This window comes from Bradyrhizobium sp. 2TAF24, from assembly GCF_052115025.1.
GTDB lineage: Bacteria > Pseudomonadota > Alphaproteobacteria > Rhizobiales > Xanthobacteraceae > Bradyrhizobium_A.
Genome location: NZ_JBFRFW010000005.1, coordinates 68192 through 82437 on the forward strand (window position 1 = coordinate 68192; position 14246 = coordinate 82437).

General features: G+C 67.2%; 16 protein-coding genes. 9 read left to right on the forward strand and 7 right to left on the reverse strand.

Annotated features, from left to right (window positions below; all coding sequences use genetic code 11):
• Positions 1 to 44: 44 nt before the first annotated feature.
• From paaZ to paaG, 5 genes are all read right to left on the reverse strand, one after another.
• Positions 45 to 2078: a phenylacetic acid degradation bifunctional protein PaaZ gene (paaZ, locus tag AB4Z37_RS09850; protein WP_441516544.1), complete on the reverse strand. Its 2034-nt coding sequence runs from the start codon at positions 2076 to 2078 to the stop codon at positions 45 to 47.
• Between the two features lie 31 nt (positions 2079 to 2109).
• A complete protein-coding gene (locus tag AB4Z37_RS09855) occupies positions 2110 to 2745 on the reverse strand; it encodes a TetR/AcrR family transcriptional regulator (protein WP_441516545.1) in 636 nt (211 codons plus the stop codon).
• Between the two features lie 137 nt (positions 2746 to 2882).
• Complete coding sequence (gene paaK, locus AB4Z37_RS09860; protein ID WP_441516546.1) at positions 2883 to 4217, reverse strand: phenylacetate--CoA ligase PaaK; 1335 nt, start codon at positions 4215 to 4217, stop codon at positions 2883 to 2885.
• Between the two features lie 28 nt (positions 4218 to 4245).
• A complete protein-coding gene (gene paaI / locus AB4Z37_RS09865) occupies positions 4246 to 4695 on the reverse strand; it encodes a hydroxyphenylacetyl-CoA thioesterase PaaI (RefSeq protein WP_441516547.1) in 450 nt (149 codons plus the stop codon).
• A complete protein-coding gene (paaG, locus tag AB4Z37_RS09870) occupies positions 4695 to 5459 on the reverse strand; it encodes a 2-(1,2-epoxy-1,2-dihydrophenyl)acetyl-CoA isomerase PaaG (protein WP_441516761.1) in 765 nt (254 codons plus the stop codon). Before paaG ends, paaI begins: the two co-directional genes overlap by 1 nt.
• A 216-nt stretch (positions 5460 to 5675) precedes the next feature.
• Between paaG and AB4Z37_RS09875 the strand changes: the two genes are divergently transcribed.
• The 9 genes from AB4Z37_RS09875 to AB4Z37_RS09915 all read left to right on the forward strand — a co-directional run bounded on the left by AB4Z37_RS09875 (position 5676) and on the right by AB4Z37_RS09915 (position 12657).
• A complete protein-coding gene (locus AB4Z37_RS09875; RefSeq protein ID WP_441516548.1) occupies positions 5676 to 6839 on the forward strand; it encodes an ABC transporter substrate-binding protein in 1164 nt (387 codons plus the stop codon).
• Between the two features lie 273 nt (positions 6840 to 7112).
• Positions 7113 to 7985, forward strand: coding sequence for a branched-chain amino acid ABC transporter permease (locus AB4Z37_RS09880; RefSeq protein ID WP_441516549.1), 873 nt, complete (start codon positions 7113 to 7115; stop codon positions 7983 to 7985).
• Positions 7985 to 8929 carry a branched-chain amino acid ABC transporter permease gene (locus tag AB4Z37_RS09885; protein WP_441516550.1) on the forward strand — a complete coding sequence of 315 codons (945 nt, stop codon included), beginning with the start codon at positions 7985 to 7987 and terminating at the stop codon, positions 8927 to 8929. The genes AB4Z37_RS09880 and AB4Z37_RS09885 overlap by 1 nt, the downstream gene beginning before the upstream one ends.
• Positions 8926 to 9708 carry an ABC transporter ATP-binding protein gene (locus tag AB4Z37_RS09890; RefSeq protein WP_441516551.1) on the forward strand — a complete coding sequence of 261 codons (783 nt, stop codon included), beginning with the start codon at positions 8926 to 8928 and terminating at the stop codon, positions 9706 to 9708. Before AB4Z37_RS09885 ends, AB4Z37_RS09890 begins: the two co-directional genes overlap by 4 nt.
• On the forward strand, positions 9701 to 10405 hold the full coding sequence (locus tag AB4Z37_RS09895; protein WP_441516552.1) for an ABC transporter ATP-binding protein: 705 nt from the start codon (positions 9701 to 9703) through the stop codon (positions 10403 to 10405). Before AB4Z37_RS09890 ends, AB4Z37_RS09895 begins: the two co-directional genes overlap by 8 nt.
• A 60-nt stretch (positions 10406 to 10465) precedes the next feature.
• Positions 10466 to 11155, forward strand: a complete 690-nt coding sequence (locus tag AB4Z37_RS09900; protein ID WP_441516553.1) for a spermidine synthase — start codon at positions 10466 to 10468, stop codon at positions 11153 to 11155.
• A gap of 96 nt (positions 11156 to 11251) precedes the next feature.
• A complete protein-coding gene (locus tag AB4Z37_RS09905) occupies positions 11252 to 11593 on the forward strand; it encodes an ArsR/SmtB family transcription factor (protein ID WP_441516554.1) in 342 nt (113 codons plus the stop codon).
• A 4-nt stretch (positions 11594 to 11597) separates the two neighbouring features.
• Positions 11598 to 12083: an SRPBCC family protein gene (locus tag AB4Z37_RS09910; protein WP_441516555.1), complete on the forward strand. Its 486-nt coding sequence runs from the start codon at positions 11598 to 11600 to the stop codon at positions 12081 to 12083.
• A gap of 85 nt (positions 12084 to 12168) precedes the next feature.
• On the forward strand, positions 12169 to 12657 hold the full coding sequence (locus AB4Z37_RS09915; RefSeq protein WP_441516556.1) for a DUF2158 domain-containing protein: 489 nt from the start codon (positions 12169 to 12171) through the stop codon (positions 12655 to 12657).
• A gap of 57 nt (positions 12658 to 12714) precedes the next feature.
• On the opposite strand, the gene AB4Z37_RS09920 is transcribed toward AB4Z37_RS09915, so the two are convergent.
• Positions 12715 to 12855 (reverse strand): hypothetical protein, encoded by a 141-nt coding sequence (locus AB4Z37_RS09920; protein ID WP_441516557.1) that lies wholly within the window; start codon positions 12853 to 12855, stop codon positions 12715 to 12717.
• Positions 12856 to 12981: 126 nt separating this feature from the next.
• Positions 12982 to 14232 carry a multidrug efflux MFS transporter gene (locus AB4Z37_RS09925; RefSeq protein WP_441516558.1) on the reverse strand — a complete coding sequence of 417 codons (1251 nt, stop codon included), beginning with the start codon at positions 14230 to 14232 and terminating at the stop codon, positions 12982 to 12984.
• Between the last annotated feature and the right edge of the window lie 14 nt (positions 14233 to 14246).

Consider the following 14246-nt stretch of genomic DNA (forward strand, 5'->3'; position numbering starts at 1 on the left):
GATGGGGGCCGCGGCCGGCCCATAGGCCGGCAGCGGTGTGAGGGTTACGCCTGCGGGCGCACCGCGTTTATGGTCAGCAGCTCGTAGGTCGCCGCCGTCTCGCCCTTGTCGGTCGTGATCTCGACGTCCCAGCGCACCTCGCCATACTGTTTGTTGCGCGGCGACTTGTCCTTGGCGGTGAGCCGCACCCGGATAGCTTCGCCCGGCTGGATCGGCTTGAGGAAGCGCAGCGAGTCGAGGCCGTAATTGGCGAGCACCGGGCCCGGATCGGGATCGACGAACAGGCCGGCGGCGAACGACAGCAGGAGATAGCCATGGGCGACGCGTCCGGGGAAGAATGGATGGCCCCTGGTCGCCTCTTCGTCCATGTGGGCATAGAAGGTGTCGCCGGTGAAGTGGGCGAAGTGCTCGATATCGTCGAGCGTGACGGTGCGGTCCTTCGAGATGAAGGTCTGGCCGATGGCGAGATCCTCGAAGTGGTAGCGGAACGGATGGCGCTCCTGCGTGACTTGCGGCGCGCCCTTGATCCAGCTGCCGGTGACGCCGGTCAGCATCCGCGGCGAACCCTGCAGCGCGGTGCGCTGCATGTAGTGGCTGAGGCTGCGCACACCGCCGAGCTCTTCGCCGCCGCCGGCGCGGCCGGGGCCGCCATGCACCATGTGCGGCATCGGCGAGCCGTGGCCGGTCTGCTCCCTGGCGCAGTCGCGATCGATCAGCACCAGGCGGCCGTGGAATGCGCCGATGCCGAACACGAGGTCGGAGGCGACGCGCGGATCGTGGGTGTAGACGGAGGCGACAAGGCTGCCGCCGCCGCGATTGGCAAGGGTGATCGCCTGGTCGAGGCCGTCATAGCCCATCACGGTCGCGACCGGGCCGAACGCCTCGACGGAATGCACGGCCTGCGCGCGCATCGGGTCGGCGCAATGCAGCAGCAGCGGCGGGATGAAGGCGCCGCGCACCTTGTCCGCCCCCTCGACCGCGAAGTTGTCGGGATCGCCGGCGACCAGCTCCGCCTCCTGGCGCAGCTTCGCCACATGGGCGAGCACGTCGCGGCGCTGAGACTGGCCGACCACCGGGCCCATCCGCACCGTCTCCAGCTCGGGGTTGCCGATCTGGATCTTGGCGAGGCGCTCGCGCAGGGCGTCGATCACAGCGGAAACATGGCCAGCCGGCGCCAGCGCGCGGCGGATCGCCGTGCACTTCTGGCCGGCCTTGACCGTCATCTCCTTGGCGACCTCCTTGATGAAGAGGTCGAACTCGGGCGTGCCGGGTGCGGCATCCGGCGCGAGGATGGCGGCGTTGAGTGAGTCTCGTTCGGCGACGAAGCGCACCGCCTCGCGCGCGATCACCGGATGGCGCTGCAGCATCTCGGAGGTTGCCGCCGAGCCCGTGAACGACACCACATCCTGACAGGTCAGGTGGTCGAACAGGTCGCCGGTCGGGCCGACGACGAACTGCAGCGCGCCGTCGGGGAGGATGCCGGAGGCCTGGATCATGCGGACCAGCGCATGCGCCACATAGGCGGTCACGGTCGCCGGCTTGGTCACCACCGGCACGCCGGCGAGCAGCGCGGGGGCGAATTTCTCCAGCAGGCCCCAGCACGGGAAGTTGAAGGCGTTGATGTGGACGGCGACGCCCTGCAGCGAGGTCACGATGTGCTGGCCGGCGAAAGCACCGGTCTTGCCCAATGGCTCGACGGCGCCGTCGAGCAGGAAGGTGCTGTTGGGCAGTTCGCGGCGGCCCTTGCTGGCATAGACGAACAGCGTGCCGATGCCACCGTCGATGTCGATCATGTTGTCGGTGCGGGTCGCGCCGGTCTGGAACGACAGCTTGTAGAGTTCGTCCTTGCGCTCGGTGATGTACTGGCCGAGGCGCTTGAGGAGGTCGGCGCGCTGGTGGAAGGTCAGGCGCCGCAGCGCCGGCCCGCCGACGCTGCGGGCGTAGGCAAGGATCTCGGCCATGTCGAGGCCGCCGACATTGGCGTCCGCCACCACGTCGCCGGTCACGGCGCTGCGAATATCGATGAGGTCGCGGCCGGGAGCCGCCCAGTGTCCGCGGACGAAGCTTTCGAGTTTCATGGCAGCGCTCTGTGGTTGGGGGTGAACATCATCATTCCGCCGCGGCGGTGCGCCGGCCGGCCGAGGCTGCCGGCGCGCGCAGCTCGCGCGTGCCGTCGGCGATCAGGCGGGTGACGAGCTCGGCATAGTCGGCGCGGGTGACCTCGCCGCCGCTCTTGAACCAGAGATAGTGCCAGTTGAGCATGCCGAACAGCGACATGGTCACGGGCTTCAGCATCTTCGTGCCCTTGAGCTGCGGCGCGACGCCGGCGACCGCGTCGGAGAAGATGCGCACGAGCTCACGCTCCATGCCCTTGAGTTCGGTCTGGCGATCGTCCGGGAGGAAACGCATGCTGTTGATCTGCACATTGTGCTGGGCGTCGGCGTCGCGATAGGCCTCGAGCAGCGCGCCCGCGAGGCCGCGCAGGCGTGCTTCCGGTGCATCGCCGGGCCGGTCCGCAGCCTCCACCGTCTCGAGCAGTTCCTCGAGGTGAAAGCGGATGACGTCGAACAGCAGCTCTTCCTTGTCCTTGTAGTAGTGATAGAGGTTCGCCTTCGACACGCCGCAGGCGTCCGCGATCCTGTTCATCGAGGCGCGGTCGTAGCCGTGCTCGGAGAACAGCTCCGCCGAGCGGTTGAGGATTGCCCGTCGCTTGTCGTCGTAGTCACTGGCGCGGCTGCGTGCCATGTCGTCCGTCGTTCCCTTGTCTTCCGAGCCGAGGCCCGGGCCTCGTCCTTCGAGATGCCCGCTGCGCGGGCTCCTCAGGACGAGGGACGTCTTCAATCCTCATGGTAAGAAGAACCATGAGGCCGATGTATCAGCACCTATTCCTTCGGTCGCCGGTCGATGATGCGCTTGGCCTTGCCGAGGGAACGCTCGATCGTCTCCGGCTCGCGCACGGTGACACGAGCGGTGATGCCGATGGTGTCCTTGACCGATTGCTCCAGGCGGTCGGCCGCGGCCTGGCGCACATCGGCGGTGCGCGCTTCCGGGCGCGCCTCGACCTGGATCTCCATCTGGTCCATGCGGCCGTCGCGGGTCAGGATGATCTGGTAGTGTGCCGACAGCGCCGGAATGGTCAGCAGCTTTTCCTCGATCTGGGTCGGGAACACGTTGACGCCGCGCACGATCATCATGTCGTCGGAGCGGCCGGTGATCTTCTCCATCCGCCGCATGGCGCGCGCGGTGCCCGGCAGCAGCCGCGTCAGGTCGCGGGTGCGATAGCGGATCACCGGCATCGCTTCCTTGGACAGCGACGTGAACACCAGCTCGCCCTTCTCGCCGTCGGGCAGCACCTGGCCGGTTACCGGGTCGACCACCTCCGGATAGAAATGGTCTTCCCAGATGTGCAGGCCATCCTTGGTCTCGACACACTCATTGGCGACCCCGGGACCCATCACTTCGGACAGGCCGTAGATGTCGACGGCGTGGAGGTCGAACGCCTCCTCGATCTCTTCGCGCATGGCGTTGGTCCAGGGCTCGGCACCGAAAATGCCGACCCGCAGCGACGACTTGCGGGGATCGAGCCCCTGCTTCCTGAACTCGTCGAGGATCGCCAGCATGTAGGATGGCGTCACCATGATCACGTCGGGCTGGAAGTCGGTGATGAGCTGCACCTGCCGCTCGGTCATGCCGCCGGACATCGGAATCACGGTACAGCCCAGCCGCTCGGCGCCGTAATGCGCGCCGAGGCCGCCGGTGAACAGGCCGTAGCCATAGGCGATATGCACCTTCATGCCGGGGCGGCCGCCCGAGGCGCGAATCGAGCGCGCCATGCAGTCGCTCCACACCTCGATGTCGCGCTTGGTGTAGCCGACGACCGTGGGCTTGCCGGTGGTGCCGGACGAGGCGTGGATGCGCGCCACCTGCGACTGCGGTACCGCGAACATGCCAAACGGATAGTTGGCGCGCAGGTCCGCCTTGGCCGTGAACGGGAATTTCGCGAGATCCTCGAGGCTTTTGAAATCGTCGGGATGGACGCCCGCGGCGTCGAACGCCTTGCGATAATGCGGCACGTTGTCATAGGCGTGGCGCAGCGACCAGCTGAGACGCTCACGCTGATGGGCGCGCAGTTCGTCGCGCGAGGCGCGTTCGAAGCGGTCGAGAGCGGCCGGCGCGGGGGTCAGCTCGGTGAGCTTGCGGAGTGGGATCTGCTGCAATTCGTCCTCCCGGAAAGTGTCTTGTTGTTCAGGCACGCGTCGCGCTGTCGCCACGGGGCGTGAAGGTGCGCGAATGTCCACGGAATTCAGCGACAACGGCGCCGTGGCTGTCGCGCACGGTGACGTCGTAGATCCCGCCGCGGCCGACCCGCGAGCGCTCCACCGCATGGGCGGTGAGTGTCTCGCCCTCCGGCACCGGGCGGATGAAGGTCACCGCGCATTGCTGCGCCACCGTGGGTTCGCCATAGCTGTTGCAGGCAAAGGCGAAAGCGGAGTCGGCCAGTGTAAAGACGAAGCCGCCATGGCAGATGCGATGACCGTTGACCATGTCCGGCCGCACCTTCATGGTCATGATCGCCTCGCCGATCGCGCTGTGCGCCAGCACCATGCCGAGGCCCTGGCTCGCACGATCCTGAGCCCACATCGCTCGCGCTTCGTCGAGCAGCTTCGCCTCGCCGGCGGGATTGCGGGTGTCCATCAGAATCTCCCCACGAATTTCGCCGGACGCTTGTCGAAGAACGCGGTAACGCCTTCGATATAGTCCGGCGTGCGCCCTGCATCGCCCTGCAGTTCGCATTCGAGGTCGAGCTGGGTATCGAAATCGTTGGTCTCGGCGGCGTCGAGCGCCTTCTTCATCAGCGCAAGGCCGGTGGTCGGTTGGGTGGCGAAATGCGTGGCGAGGCGATGCGCTTCGGTCATCAGCGCGTCGTCGTCGAGCACCTTCCAGATCAGGCCCCAGGCTTCCGCCTGCTCGGCGCTGATCGGCTCGCCGAGCAGTGCGAGGCCCCGTGCGCGTGCGCGGCCGGCAAGGCGCGGCAGCAGCCACGAGCCGCCGGAATCGGGCACCAGGCCGAGCCTGGCGAACGACTGGATGAATTTGGCCGAACGCGCCGCGAGCACGATGTCGCAGCCCAGCGCGATGTTGGCACCGGCGCCGGCCGCGACGCCGTTGACCGCGCAGATGATCGGCATCGGCAGGTCGCGCAGCTTGCGCATCAGCGGGTTGTAATGGCGCGCGATGGTGATGGAGAGATCGGGCGTCTCGCCCGGCGTGAACACGCCGTCGGACAGGTCCTGCCCGGCGCAGAAGCCGCGGCCCGCGCCGGTGAGGATCAGCGCACGGCAGCTCTTGTCGGCGTCGGCCGCCTCCAGCGCCGCCATCAACGCTCCGTGCAGCGCGGCGCTGAACGCGTTGAGGAGGTCGGGGCGGTTAAGGGTGAGAACGCGATAACCGTCGCGCATATCGGTCAGAATGAGATCTTCTGCCACCTTGTCCTCCCGTCGGGCGCGTCCTTCCATGGGCGCCATTGCGACCAATCGTACTATTGACCAACCGTCCGGTCAATTATATTGATGGAGGAAAGCGGGATCGCGACCGAGGCGGCCATTGTGGCTGTGCGGCCGACCCGTGCCGGGCAAGCTCATCAAAAAGAGTACCCCCGAAACCAGGAGGAAACGATGACATCACTTTCCGTGAAGAGTCTTGTCGCGGCCGGCGTGCTCAGCCTCGCCCTCGGCCATGGCGCATCCGCGCAGCAGACCATCAAGATCGGCTCGATCCTGTCGTCCACCGGTCCCGCCTCGTTCCTCGGCGAGCCCGAAGACAAGACGCTGCGCATGTACGTCGACAAGATCAACAGCGCGGGCGGCGTCGACGGCAGGAAGCTCGAACTCGTCGTCTATGATGATGGCGGCGACGCCAACAAGGCGCGCACCTTCGCGACCCGCCTCGTAGAGGACGACAAGGTGGTGGCGATGGTCGGCGGTTCGACCACCGGCACGTCGATGGCCATGATTCCGGTGTTCGAGGAAGCGCAGGTGCCGTTCATCTCGCTCGGCGGCGCCATCGAGATCATCGATCCGGTGCGCAAGTACACCTTCAAGACGCCGCACACCGACAAGATGGCGTGCGAGAAGATTTTCGAGAATCTCAAGCAGCGCAGCCTCACCAAGATCGCGCTGATCTCCGGCACCGACGGCTTCGGTGCCTCGATGCGGGCGCAATGCGTCAAGGTGGCGCCGACCTACGGCATCCAGGTCGTCACCGAGGAGAGCTACGGTCCGCGCGACAGCGACATGACCGCGCAGCTCACCAAGATCAAGAACACCGCAGGTGTGCAGGCGGTGGTCAATCCCGGCTTCGGCCAGGGCCCGGCGATCGTCACCCGCAACTACGCCCAGCTCGGCATGAGCAGCACGCCGCTCTACCAGAGCCATGGCGTCGCCTCGAAGAGCTTCATCGAGCTCGCAGGACAAGCGGCGGAAGGCGTGCGGCTGCCGGCCGCGGCGCTGCTGGTCGGCGACAAGCTGCCGGATAGCGATGCGCAGAAGAAGGTCGTGGTCGACTACAAGAAGACCTACGAGGATGCGACCAAGCAGCCGGTCTCGACCTTCGGCGGCCATGCCTATGACGGCCTGTTCATCCTGGTCGATGCGATCAAGCGCGCGAAGTCGAGCGATCCGAAGCAGATCCGCGACGCCATCGAGGCGACCAAGGGCTTCGTCGGCACCGGTGGTGTCGTCAATATGTCGCCGACCGATCACCTCGGCCTCGACCTCACCGCCTTCCGCATGCTCGAGATCAGGAACGGCGACTGGGTGCTGCTCGCGCCGGGCACGTGAGGATCGCGTTTCGCAGCAGGGGGCCTCATGGTTCGAGACGCGCGGCGTTGCCGCGCTCCTCACCATGAGGAGGACTGTTCTCCGCGGGGAGCGGTAGCCGTCACGCGGAGGATGGTCCTCGCGAGGCCGGAGCTTCTCCCTCATCCTGAGGAGGCGCGCAGCGCCGTCTCGAAGGATGAGGCCAAGGCGCATGACGCTGGTTCACCGACCGTCGCATATGTGCGGCGACGAATACTCTCGCAGACCCGATAACAGAGGCATTCCGACGACAGCATGGCCGAGTTTGTCCAATTCCTGATGTCCGGACTGACGGTTGGCGCTGTTTATGCGCTGGTCGCGCTCGGCTTCACGCTGATCTACAACGCCTCCGATGTCGTCAACTTCGCCCAGGGCGAGTTCGTGATGCTCGGCGGCATGGTCACGGTGTTCGTGTCAGCGGCCGGGGTGCCGTTGCCGCTCGCGGCGCTGGTCGCGGTGGCGGTGACGATCGCGATCGGTCTGCTGCTGTATGCGCTGGCGATCGCCCCGGCGCGCGGCGCTTCGCCGGTGACGCTGATCATCATCACCATCGGCGCCTCGATCCTGCTGCGCGGCGCGGCGCAGGTGCTGTTCGACAAGCAGTTCCACAAGCTGCCGTCGTTCTCCGGCGACACGCCGGTCAACCTGCTCGGCGCTGCGGTGCAGCCGCAGAGCTTCTGGGTGCTCGGCGGCGCGGCGGTGATCGTGCTGGTGCTCTATGCCTTCCTGGAGCGCACGGTGCTCGGCAAGGCGGTGCTCGCTACCTCAGCCAATCGCCTCGCGGCGCGCCTCGTCGGCATCAACACCACGACCGTGATGGCGCTGGCGTTCGGCGGCTCGGCGGCGATCGGCGCCGTCGCCGGCATCCTGATCACGCCGATTACGCTCACGAGTTACGATACCGGCACGCTACTGGCGCTCAAGGGCTTCGCTGCCGCCATGCTCGGCGGCATGGGCAACCCGCTCGGCGCGGTCGCCGGCGGGCTGCTGCTCGGCCTCCTGGAGGCGCTCGCCGCCGGCTACATCTCGTCGACCTACAAGGACGCGTTCGCCTTCATCGTCATCCTGGTGGTGCTGTTCGCGATGCCGCAGGGCCTGTTCGGCCGCCGCATGGTGGAGAGGGTGTGATGCCGCGATTCGATCCGCGCATTGTCACGCTGGTGGTGCTGGCGGCGGTGATCGGCCTGCTGCCGCTCGTGCTGCCGTCGAGCTACTACATCCGCGTCGCCTCGCTGGTGTGGGTGTCGGCGTTTGCCGCCATCGGCCTCAACATCCTGATGGGCCAGGCCGGGCAGGTCAGCCTCGGCCATGCCGGCTTCTTCGGCATCGGCGCCTATGCGGTGGCGATCGGGCCGGCGCATCTCGGCCTGCCGTCCTGGGCGGCGCTGCTGCTCGGCGCCGTGGTCGCGGCGGGGCTCGCCTATCTGGTCGGGCGCCCCATCCTGCGGCTGAAGGGGCATTATCTCGCCATCGCCACCCTCGGCCTCGGCGTGCTCGTCGCCATGGTGCTCACCACCGAGAGCCGCTGGACCGGTGGCCCGGACGGCATGCCGGTGGCGAAACTCGCGCTGTTCGGCTGGCGCGCCAGCGGCTCCGCGACCTGGTACTGGATCAGCGGCGGCATGCTGCTTGTCGGCGCCTGGATCGCGCTCAATCTCGGCGACACGCCGACGGGCCGCGCCTTCCGCGCGCTGCATGACAGCGAGGTCGCCGCCCGCGTTGCCGGCGTCAATGTCGCGCGCTTCAAGCTGCGCGCCTTTGTCATCGCCGCGGTCTATGCGGCGCTCGCCGGCTCGATGCTGGCGCTGATGAACGGCTTCACCAATCCCGACCAGGCCGGCTTTCTGCATTCGGTCGAGCTCGTCACCATGGTGGTGCTGGGCGGGCTCGGCTCGGTCGTCGGGGCGGTGATCGGCGCCGCGGTGCTGATCACCCTGCCGCAGGTGCTGACCGTGTTCCAGGATTACGAGCACCTGCTGCTCGGCGCGATCATCATCGTCTCGATGATCTTCATGCGCGACGGCATCGTGCCGACGGCGGCGCGTCTGCTGACGCGGAGGGCACGGGCATGACCATCCTCGCGGCCCATGACATCGGCATCTCGTTCGGGGGCGTCAAGGCGATCGACGGTGTCAGCTTCCGCGTCGCGCCCGGGCAGATCCTGTCCATCATCGGGCCGAACGGCGCCGGCAAGACCACGCTGTTCAACGTCGTGTCCGGCGTCTATGCGGCCGATCAGGGCCGCGTCGAACTCGCCGGCGTCGACGTCACCGCGGCGGCGCCCGAGCGGCTCGCGGCGCGCGGGCTGTCGCGCACCTTCCAGAACCTGCAGATCTTCCAGCGCATGACCGCGGTCGAGAATGTCATGGTCGGGCGGCACCTGCGCGAGACCTGCAACCTGTTCGCCGACCTGCTTCGCCTGCCGTCGGTGACGCGGCAGAACCGCGCCACGCGCGAGGCGGCGCTGGCCCTGCTCGATGACGTCGGCCTGCGCGACAGCGCCGACCACCTGGCCGGCGCGCTGCCCTATGGCGCCTGCAAGCGGCTGGAGATCGCCCGTGCGCTCGCCGCCGAGCCGAAGGTGCTGCTGCTCGACGAGCCGGCCGCCGGCTGCAACGCGGTCGAGACCGAGGAGATCGACCGCCTGATCAAGCGCGTCGCCGAGAAGGGCATCGCGGTGGTGCTGGTCGAGCACGACATGAAGCTGGTGATGAAGATCTCCGACCGCATCCTGGTGCTGGAGCGCGGCCGGCCGCTGACCGAGGGCACGCCGCGCGAGGTGCGCGACAATCCCGCGGTGCTGGAGGCCTATCTCGGCAAGCATGGATCGCGGGAGGCGGCACGTGCTTGAGGTCCGCGATCTGCACAGCGCCTACGGGCGCATCGTGGTGCTTAAGGGTGTCAGCCTCGCGGTCAATGCCGGCGAGGTGGTGGCGCTGATCGGCTCCAACGGCGCCGGCAAGACCACGCTGCTGCGCGCGCTGTCCGGGGTGCAGCCGATCTGCGGAGGCGAGATCAGTTTCCTTGGCGAGCGCATCGACAAGCTGCCACCGCACCGGCGTGTGGCGCGCGGCATGACCCAGTCGCCGGAGGGCCGCCAGGTGTTCGGCCCGCTCAGCGTCGACGACAATCTGCGGCTCGGCGCCTACATGCGCGGCGATGGCGACATCGAGGCCGACCGCGAGCGGGTATTCGCGATGTTCCCGATTCTCCGCGAGAAGCGCCATCTCGCCGCCGGCGGCCTCTCCGGCGGCCAGCAGCAGATGCTGGCGATCGGCCGCGCCTTGATGGGGCGGCCGAAGTTGCTGCTGCTCGACGAACCGTCGCTGGGGCTCTCTCCGCTGCTGGTCGACCAGATCCTGGCCGCGATCGTGGCGCTGAAGGCGAGCGGTATGACGGTCCTGTTGGTTGAGCAGAACGCCACCGCCGCGCTCGAGATCGCCGACCGCGGCTATGTGCTGGAAACCGGCTGCATCGCATCGAGCGGGACGGGGGCGGCGCTGCTGTCCGATCCCAAGGTCAAGGCGGCCTATCTCGGCGCTGACTAGTCGCGTGAAAGCGCGGTCCGCTGGTTTGCGCCCGCTCCTCCGGCGCGATACCAAGGCGCCATGATTCCCTGGACCCTGATCGACACCGGCACGATTCCCGGAACCGACGGCACGCTGAAGCTGATGCAGCGGGGCGCCGAGTTCTCGATCATGCTCGGCGGCAATCAACTGATGAACAGCCGCCTCAGCGGGTCGGAAGTGGCGCTGGCGACGCTCGCTTGCGCGCGGACGGCCGATCGCGAGGCGCGCCGCATTCTGATCGGCGGCCTCGGTATGGGGTTCACGCTGCGTGCCGCGCTCCAGGTCGCCGGCCCCAAGGCGCAGATTGTCGTCGCCGAGCTGGTGCCGGCGGTGATCGCCTGGGCGAAGGGGCCGCTGTCCGGCCTGTTCGAGAATGCGCTCAGTGATCCGCGCGTCGATCTGCGGCAGGCCGATGTGACCGACGTCATCCGCGCCAAGAAATCGTTCTATGACGCGATCCTGCTCGACGTCGACAATGGTCCGGAAGGGCTGACCCGGTCGGCGAACGATCGGCTCTATCACTCCGCCGGCCTTGCGGAGGCCTATACCGCGCTATGCCCCCGCGGCGTGCTCGCGGTATGGTCGGGCGGGGCGGACGATGCCTTCACACAACGGCTGCGGCGCTCCGGCTTCACCGCCGAGGATATCGCGGTGCGGGCGACCGGGGCGCGCAAGGGCGCGCGGCACCACATCTGGCTGGCGACACGGCCGGCGTCGCGCTCTCGATAAGGCACGCTCGCTAAGGTTCGATGGAACCCTCGTGTGATCCCGTCGATTTTATATATGCCTTGACAGGAATATTCCTAATGAGGCATATTAAGTCGCATGATCGAGACCTTCGCGGCACTGGCCGACCCCAATCGCTTCCGCATCGTCGAATTGCTGCGCGCCGGACCATGTCCGGTGAACGACATCGGCGAGCGCCTGCAGCTCAACCAGCCGCAAGTGTCGAAGCATTTGCGCGTGCTGAAGCAGGCCGGTCTCGTCGAGGTGCAGCCGCGCGCCCAGCAACGGCTCTATGAGCTGCGCCCGCAGTCGCTCCGCAAGCTGCACGACTGGCTCGAACGTTACCGTGAGCTCTGGGATGCCCGTTTCGATGGGCTGGACCAATTGGTTGGAGAGCTCGTGGCGCAGGAGAAGTCGGACAAGCGCAAGAAAAGGACATGAGGACATGCCGGTGAACCAGACGTCGATGGAGCTCAAATCGGATCGTGAGATCATCATCACTCGAACGTTCAATGCTCCGCCGCGCATCGTGTTCGATGCCTGGACCAGGCCCGAACTGGTTCGGCGCTGGTGGGCGCCGATATCGCGCGGCGTGTCCGTGGTGCTCTGCGAAGCGGACGTCCGCGTCGGTGGCAGCTATCGTTATGTGCTGCGCACCGATGCGGGGGACGAGTTCGGTTTCTCCGGGCAGTACAGCGAGGTCACGCCGCACAGCCGTCTCGCTTACACCCAGGTGTTCGAGCCAATGGCCGCGGCAGGCGCCGTCGTCGTCACGGTGACGTTCGAGGACCGTGACGGCAGGACCGCGCTGGTCTCGCACGAAGTCTATCCATCGAAGGAGGCCCGCGAGGCGGCAGTGGGCTCCGGCATGGAGCACGGCATGCGCGAGGCCATCGAGCAGTTGGAGGTCCTGGTGGCCTCGCTGAGCTGATCGGGAAGGGCTGCGACCTGGTGTGGCGGCAACGAAGGCGGCCCGCGGCCCCGGACTACCGGGAACCGGGGGCCTTTTTCACAGGATGATTGCGCTGCAGCAATCTGCTACCCTGAGTCGACTGGCGGCCGACGATTCGATGCCGCAGGTTGTGAGGGCCCGAGCCATGCCCCGTCTGAAGGAAGGCGATCTGGTGGTGCTCAGATCCGGCGGTCCGGTGATGACCGTCGATGCCGTCAACACCAGCGTGTTCGACGACGACAAGGTGACCGGCGTGAGCTGCGTCTGGTTCGTCGGCGAAACGTTTCACCGTGTGCGCTTCGACCCGAATGCCGTGAAGCGGGCCAGGGTGGCGAAAGTCGCTGTTCACCGCACGATCGCGGCGCCCGATGCCGCTGCTCCGCACTACACCAGCGCGCTCGACACGGTGATCGGAGCGATGAACGACATCACCGAGACAGCCAAATCCGTCGTGTCCTCGTCCGCCAATGGCGTGAGCCACCAGGCAACACCAAAAAGACCGTCGCCGCGGGCGACAGCCAAGGTTGTGACGCCCAAGGTGGTGACGTCATAGCCATCCGCGCCGCAGCGAACGGGAGGCGCGCGGATCAGCCGAAATCGGATCGTTTGGTCAGTAGCAGACCCGCGTGCAGGTGCGCCCGCTCGACGGGGTGCTGCTGCAGTTTGAGGTGCAGGTGCGCTGGGCGAAGGCTTCAGCGGTGGTGACGGCGACGCAGGCGAGGGCGGCAGCAAGGATCAGAAATTGGCGCATTGAAAATCACTCCGGCAAAGACAACGGCGCCTCGGAAAAGATGGGAGGCGCGCCGACGCTAACAGGCGTTGCGATATGTTGCCAGACGTTTCCGTCGTGCGCCGCCGCTGCGATGCAGGATGTCGGTCAGTCGCCGGCCTGCGCGTCGCGCCGGCGCAGCACGACGACATTGTAGGCGGCACCGAGTGCCATCAATACGCAGGTGCCGAGAAACACCGCACGCATGCCGATGTGGCCGCCGACGAAGCCGCCGAGCAGCGGCCCCACCACCTGGCCGGCATATTGCGACGAGGTCGAGTAGCCGAGCGCAGCGCCGCTGACGTTGTCAGGCACGTTATGGCGGATCACCGCGGCGATGCATGGCAACAGGCCGCCAAGCGCGATGCCCATCAGGAAGCGTAAGGCGATCAGCTGCCAGCTGTCGGTGACGAAGGCCTGCGGGATCAGCAGCAGCGCCGCAACGGCGAGCGCGCCGGCGATCACCCGCCAGTGGCCGATGCGGTCGGCGAGCTTGCCGAGCCTTGAAGCCGACAGGATGCTGCCGAGCGCGGCCGCCGACATCACGACGCCGGCGACCAGGGTGACACGGCTGGCGTCGCTGACGAGTTCGGCGACATACACAGTGATAATCGGCTCGATCGACATATTGGCGACCATCAGCAACAGGCCGGTGGTCAACATCGCCAGCAGCGGCCCCTTGTCCGGGATGCTGCGCCAGCCGCCGCTCGCGGTTGCCGCCTTGGCCCCTTTCGGCCGCGCATCCTCGTGGATGAAGAAGCAAGTGGCGAGAAACGTGACAAAGATCACCGCGCCCGATAGCCAGAAGGTGCTGCGGATGCCGATCAGCGGTGGCAGCGCGCCGCCGATCAGCGGCCCGACCAGGTTGCCGGCCATGATGCCCGACGACAGCACGCCGAGCGCCCAGCCGGAGCGGTCCTTTGGCGTCTGCGTCGCCACCAGGATCATCGAGCCCGAGGCGTAGCCGCCGGCGAAGCCGACGAACAGCCGCAGCGCTACCAGCTGCCAGACATTGCCCGCCATGCCGATCAGTGGCATGGCGATCGCCATGCCGAGGCTGGCGCGGATCAGCATCAGCTTGCGGCCGTAGCGGTCGGCGAGATGGCCCCACAGCGGTGCCACCAGCGCTGCGGCGAAGAACGTCGCGCCATAGGCCGCGCCCGACCACTGTGCGATGGCGGCGTGGTCGGTGACGCCGAGCTGTTCGACATAGATCGGCAGGAACGGCAGCAGCAGCGTCATCGCCACAATGGTGGTGAATGACCCCAGCAGCACGACGACGAGATTCTGTCGCCAGTGGTGCGCGCCGGAGGCCACCGGGTCGACGGGCGAGACAGGTTCGGGGGGCGCGGAGGCCATTTTCGCCAGACTTT

What these genes read in the sequence shown, in the direction of transcription:
- AB4Z37_RS09880 (WP_441516549.1), top strand. Translation starts at nt 7,113, where the DNA reads ATGGCCGAGTTTGTCCAATTCCTGATGTCCGGACTGACGGTTGGCGCT.
- AB4Z37_RS09905 (WP_441516554.1), top strand. Translation starts at nt 11,252, where the DNA reads ATGATCGAGACCTTCGCGGCACTGGCCGACCCCAATCGCTTCCGCATC.
- AB4Z37_RS09890 (WP_441516551.1), top strand. Translation starts at nt 8,926, where the DNA reads ATGACCATCCTCGCGGCCCATGACATCGGCATCTCGTTCGGGGGCGTC.
- paaZ (WP_441516544.1), bottom strand. Translation starts at nt 2,078, where the DNA reads ATGAAACTCGAAAGCTTCGTCCGCGGACACTGGGCGGCTCCCGGCCGC.
- paaG (WP_441516761.1), bottom strand. Translation starts at nt 5,459, where the DNA reads ATGCGCGACGGTTATCGCGTTCTCACCCTTAACCGCCCCGACCTCCTC.
- AB4Z37_RS09900 (WP_441516553.1), top strand. Translation starts at nt 10,466, where the DNA reads ATGATTCCCTGGACCCTGATCGACACCGGCACGATTCCCGGAACCGAC.
- AB4Z37_RS09885 (WP_441516550.1), top strand. Translation starts at nt 7,985, where the DNA reads ATGCCGCGATTCGATCCGCGCATTGTCACGCTGGTGGTGCTGGCGGCG.
- AB4Z37_RS09920 (WP_441516557.1), bottom strand. Translation starts at nt 12,855, where the DNA reads ATGCGCCAATTTCTGATCCTTGCTGCCGCCCTCGCCTGCGTCGCCGTC.
- AB4Z37_RS09855 (WP_441516545.1), bottom strand. Translation starts at nt 2,745, where the DNA reads ATGGCACGCAGCCGCGCCAGTGACTACGACGACAAGCGACGGGCAATC.
- paaI (WP_441516547.1), bottom strand. Translation starts at nt 4,695, where the DNA reads ATGGACACCCGCAATCCCGCCGGCGAGGCGAAGCTGCTCGACGAAGCG.
- AB4Z37_RS09910 (WP_441516555.1), top strand. Translation starts at nt 11,598, where the DNA reads ATGCCGGTGAACCAGACGTCGATGGAGCTCAAATCGGATCGTGAGATC.
- AB4Z37_RS09875 (WP_441516548.1), top strand. Translation starts at nt 5,676, where the DNA reads ATGACATCACTTTCCGTGAAGAGTCTTGTCGCGGCCGGCGTGCTCAGC.
- AB4Z37_RS09925 (WP_441516558.1), bottom strand. Translation starts at nt 14,232, where the DNA reads ATGGCCTCCGCGCCCCCCGAACCTGTCTCGCCCGTCGACCCGGTGGCC.
- AB4Z37_RS09915 (WP_441516556.1), top strand. Translation starts at nt 12,169, where the DNA reads ATGATTGCGCTGCAGCAATCTGCTACCCTGAGTCGACTGGCGGCCGAC.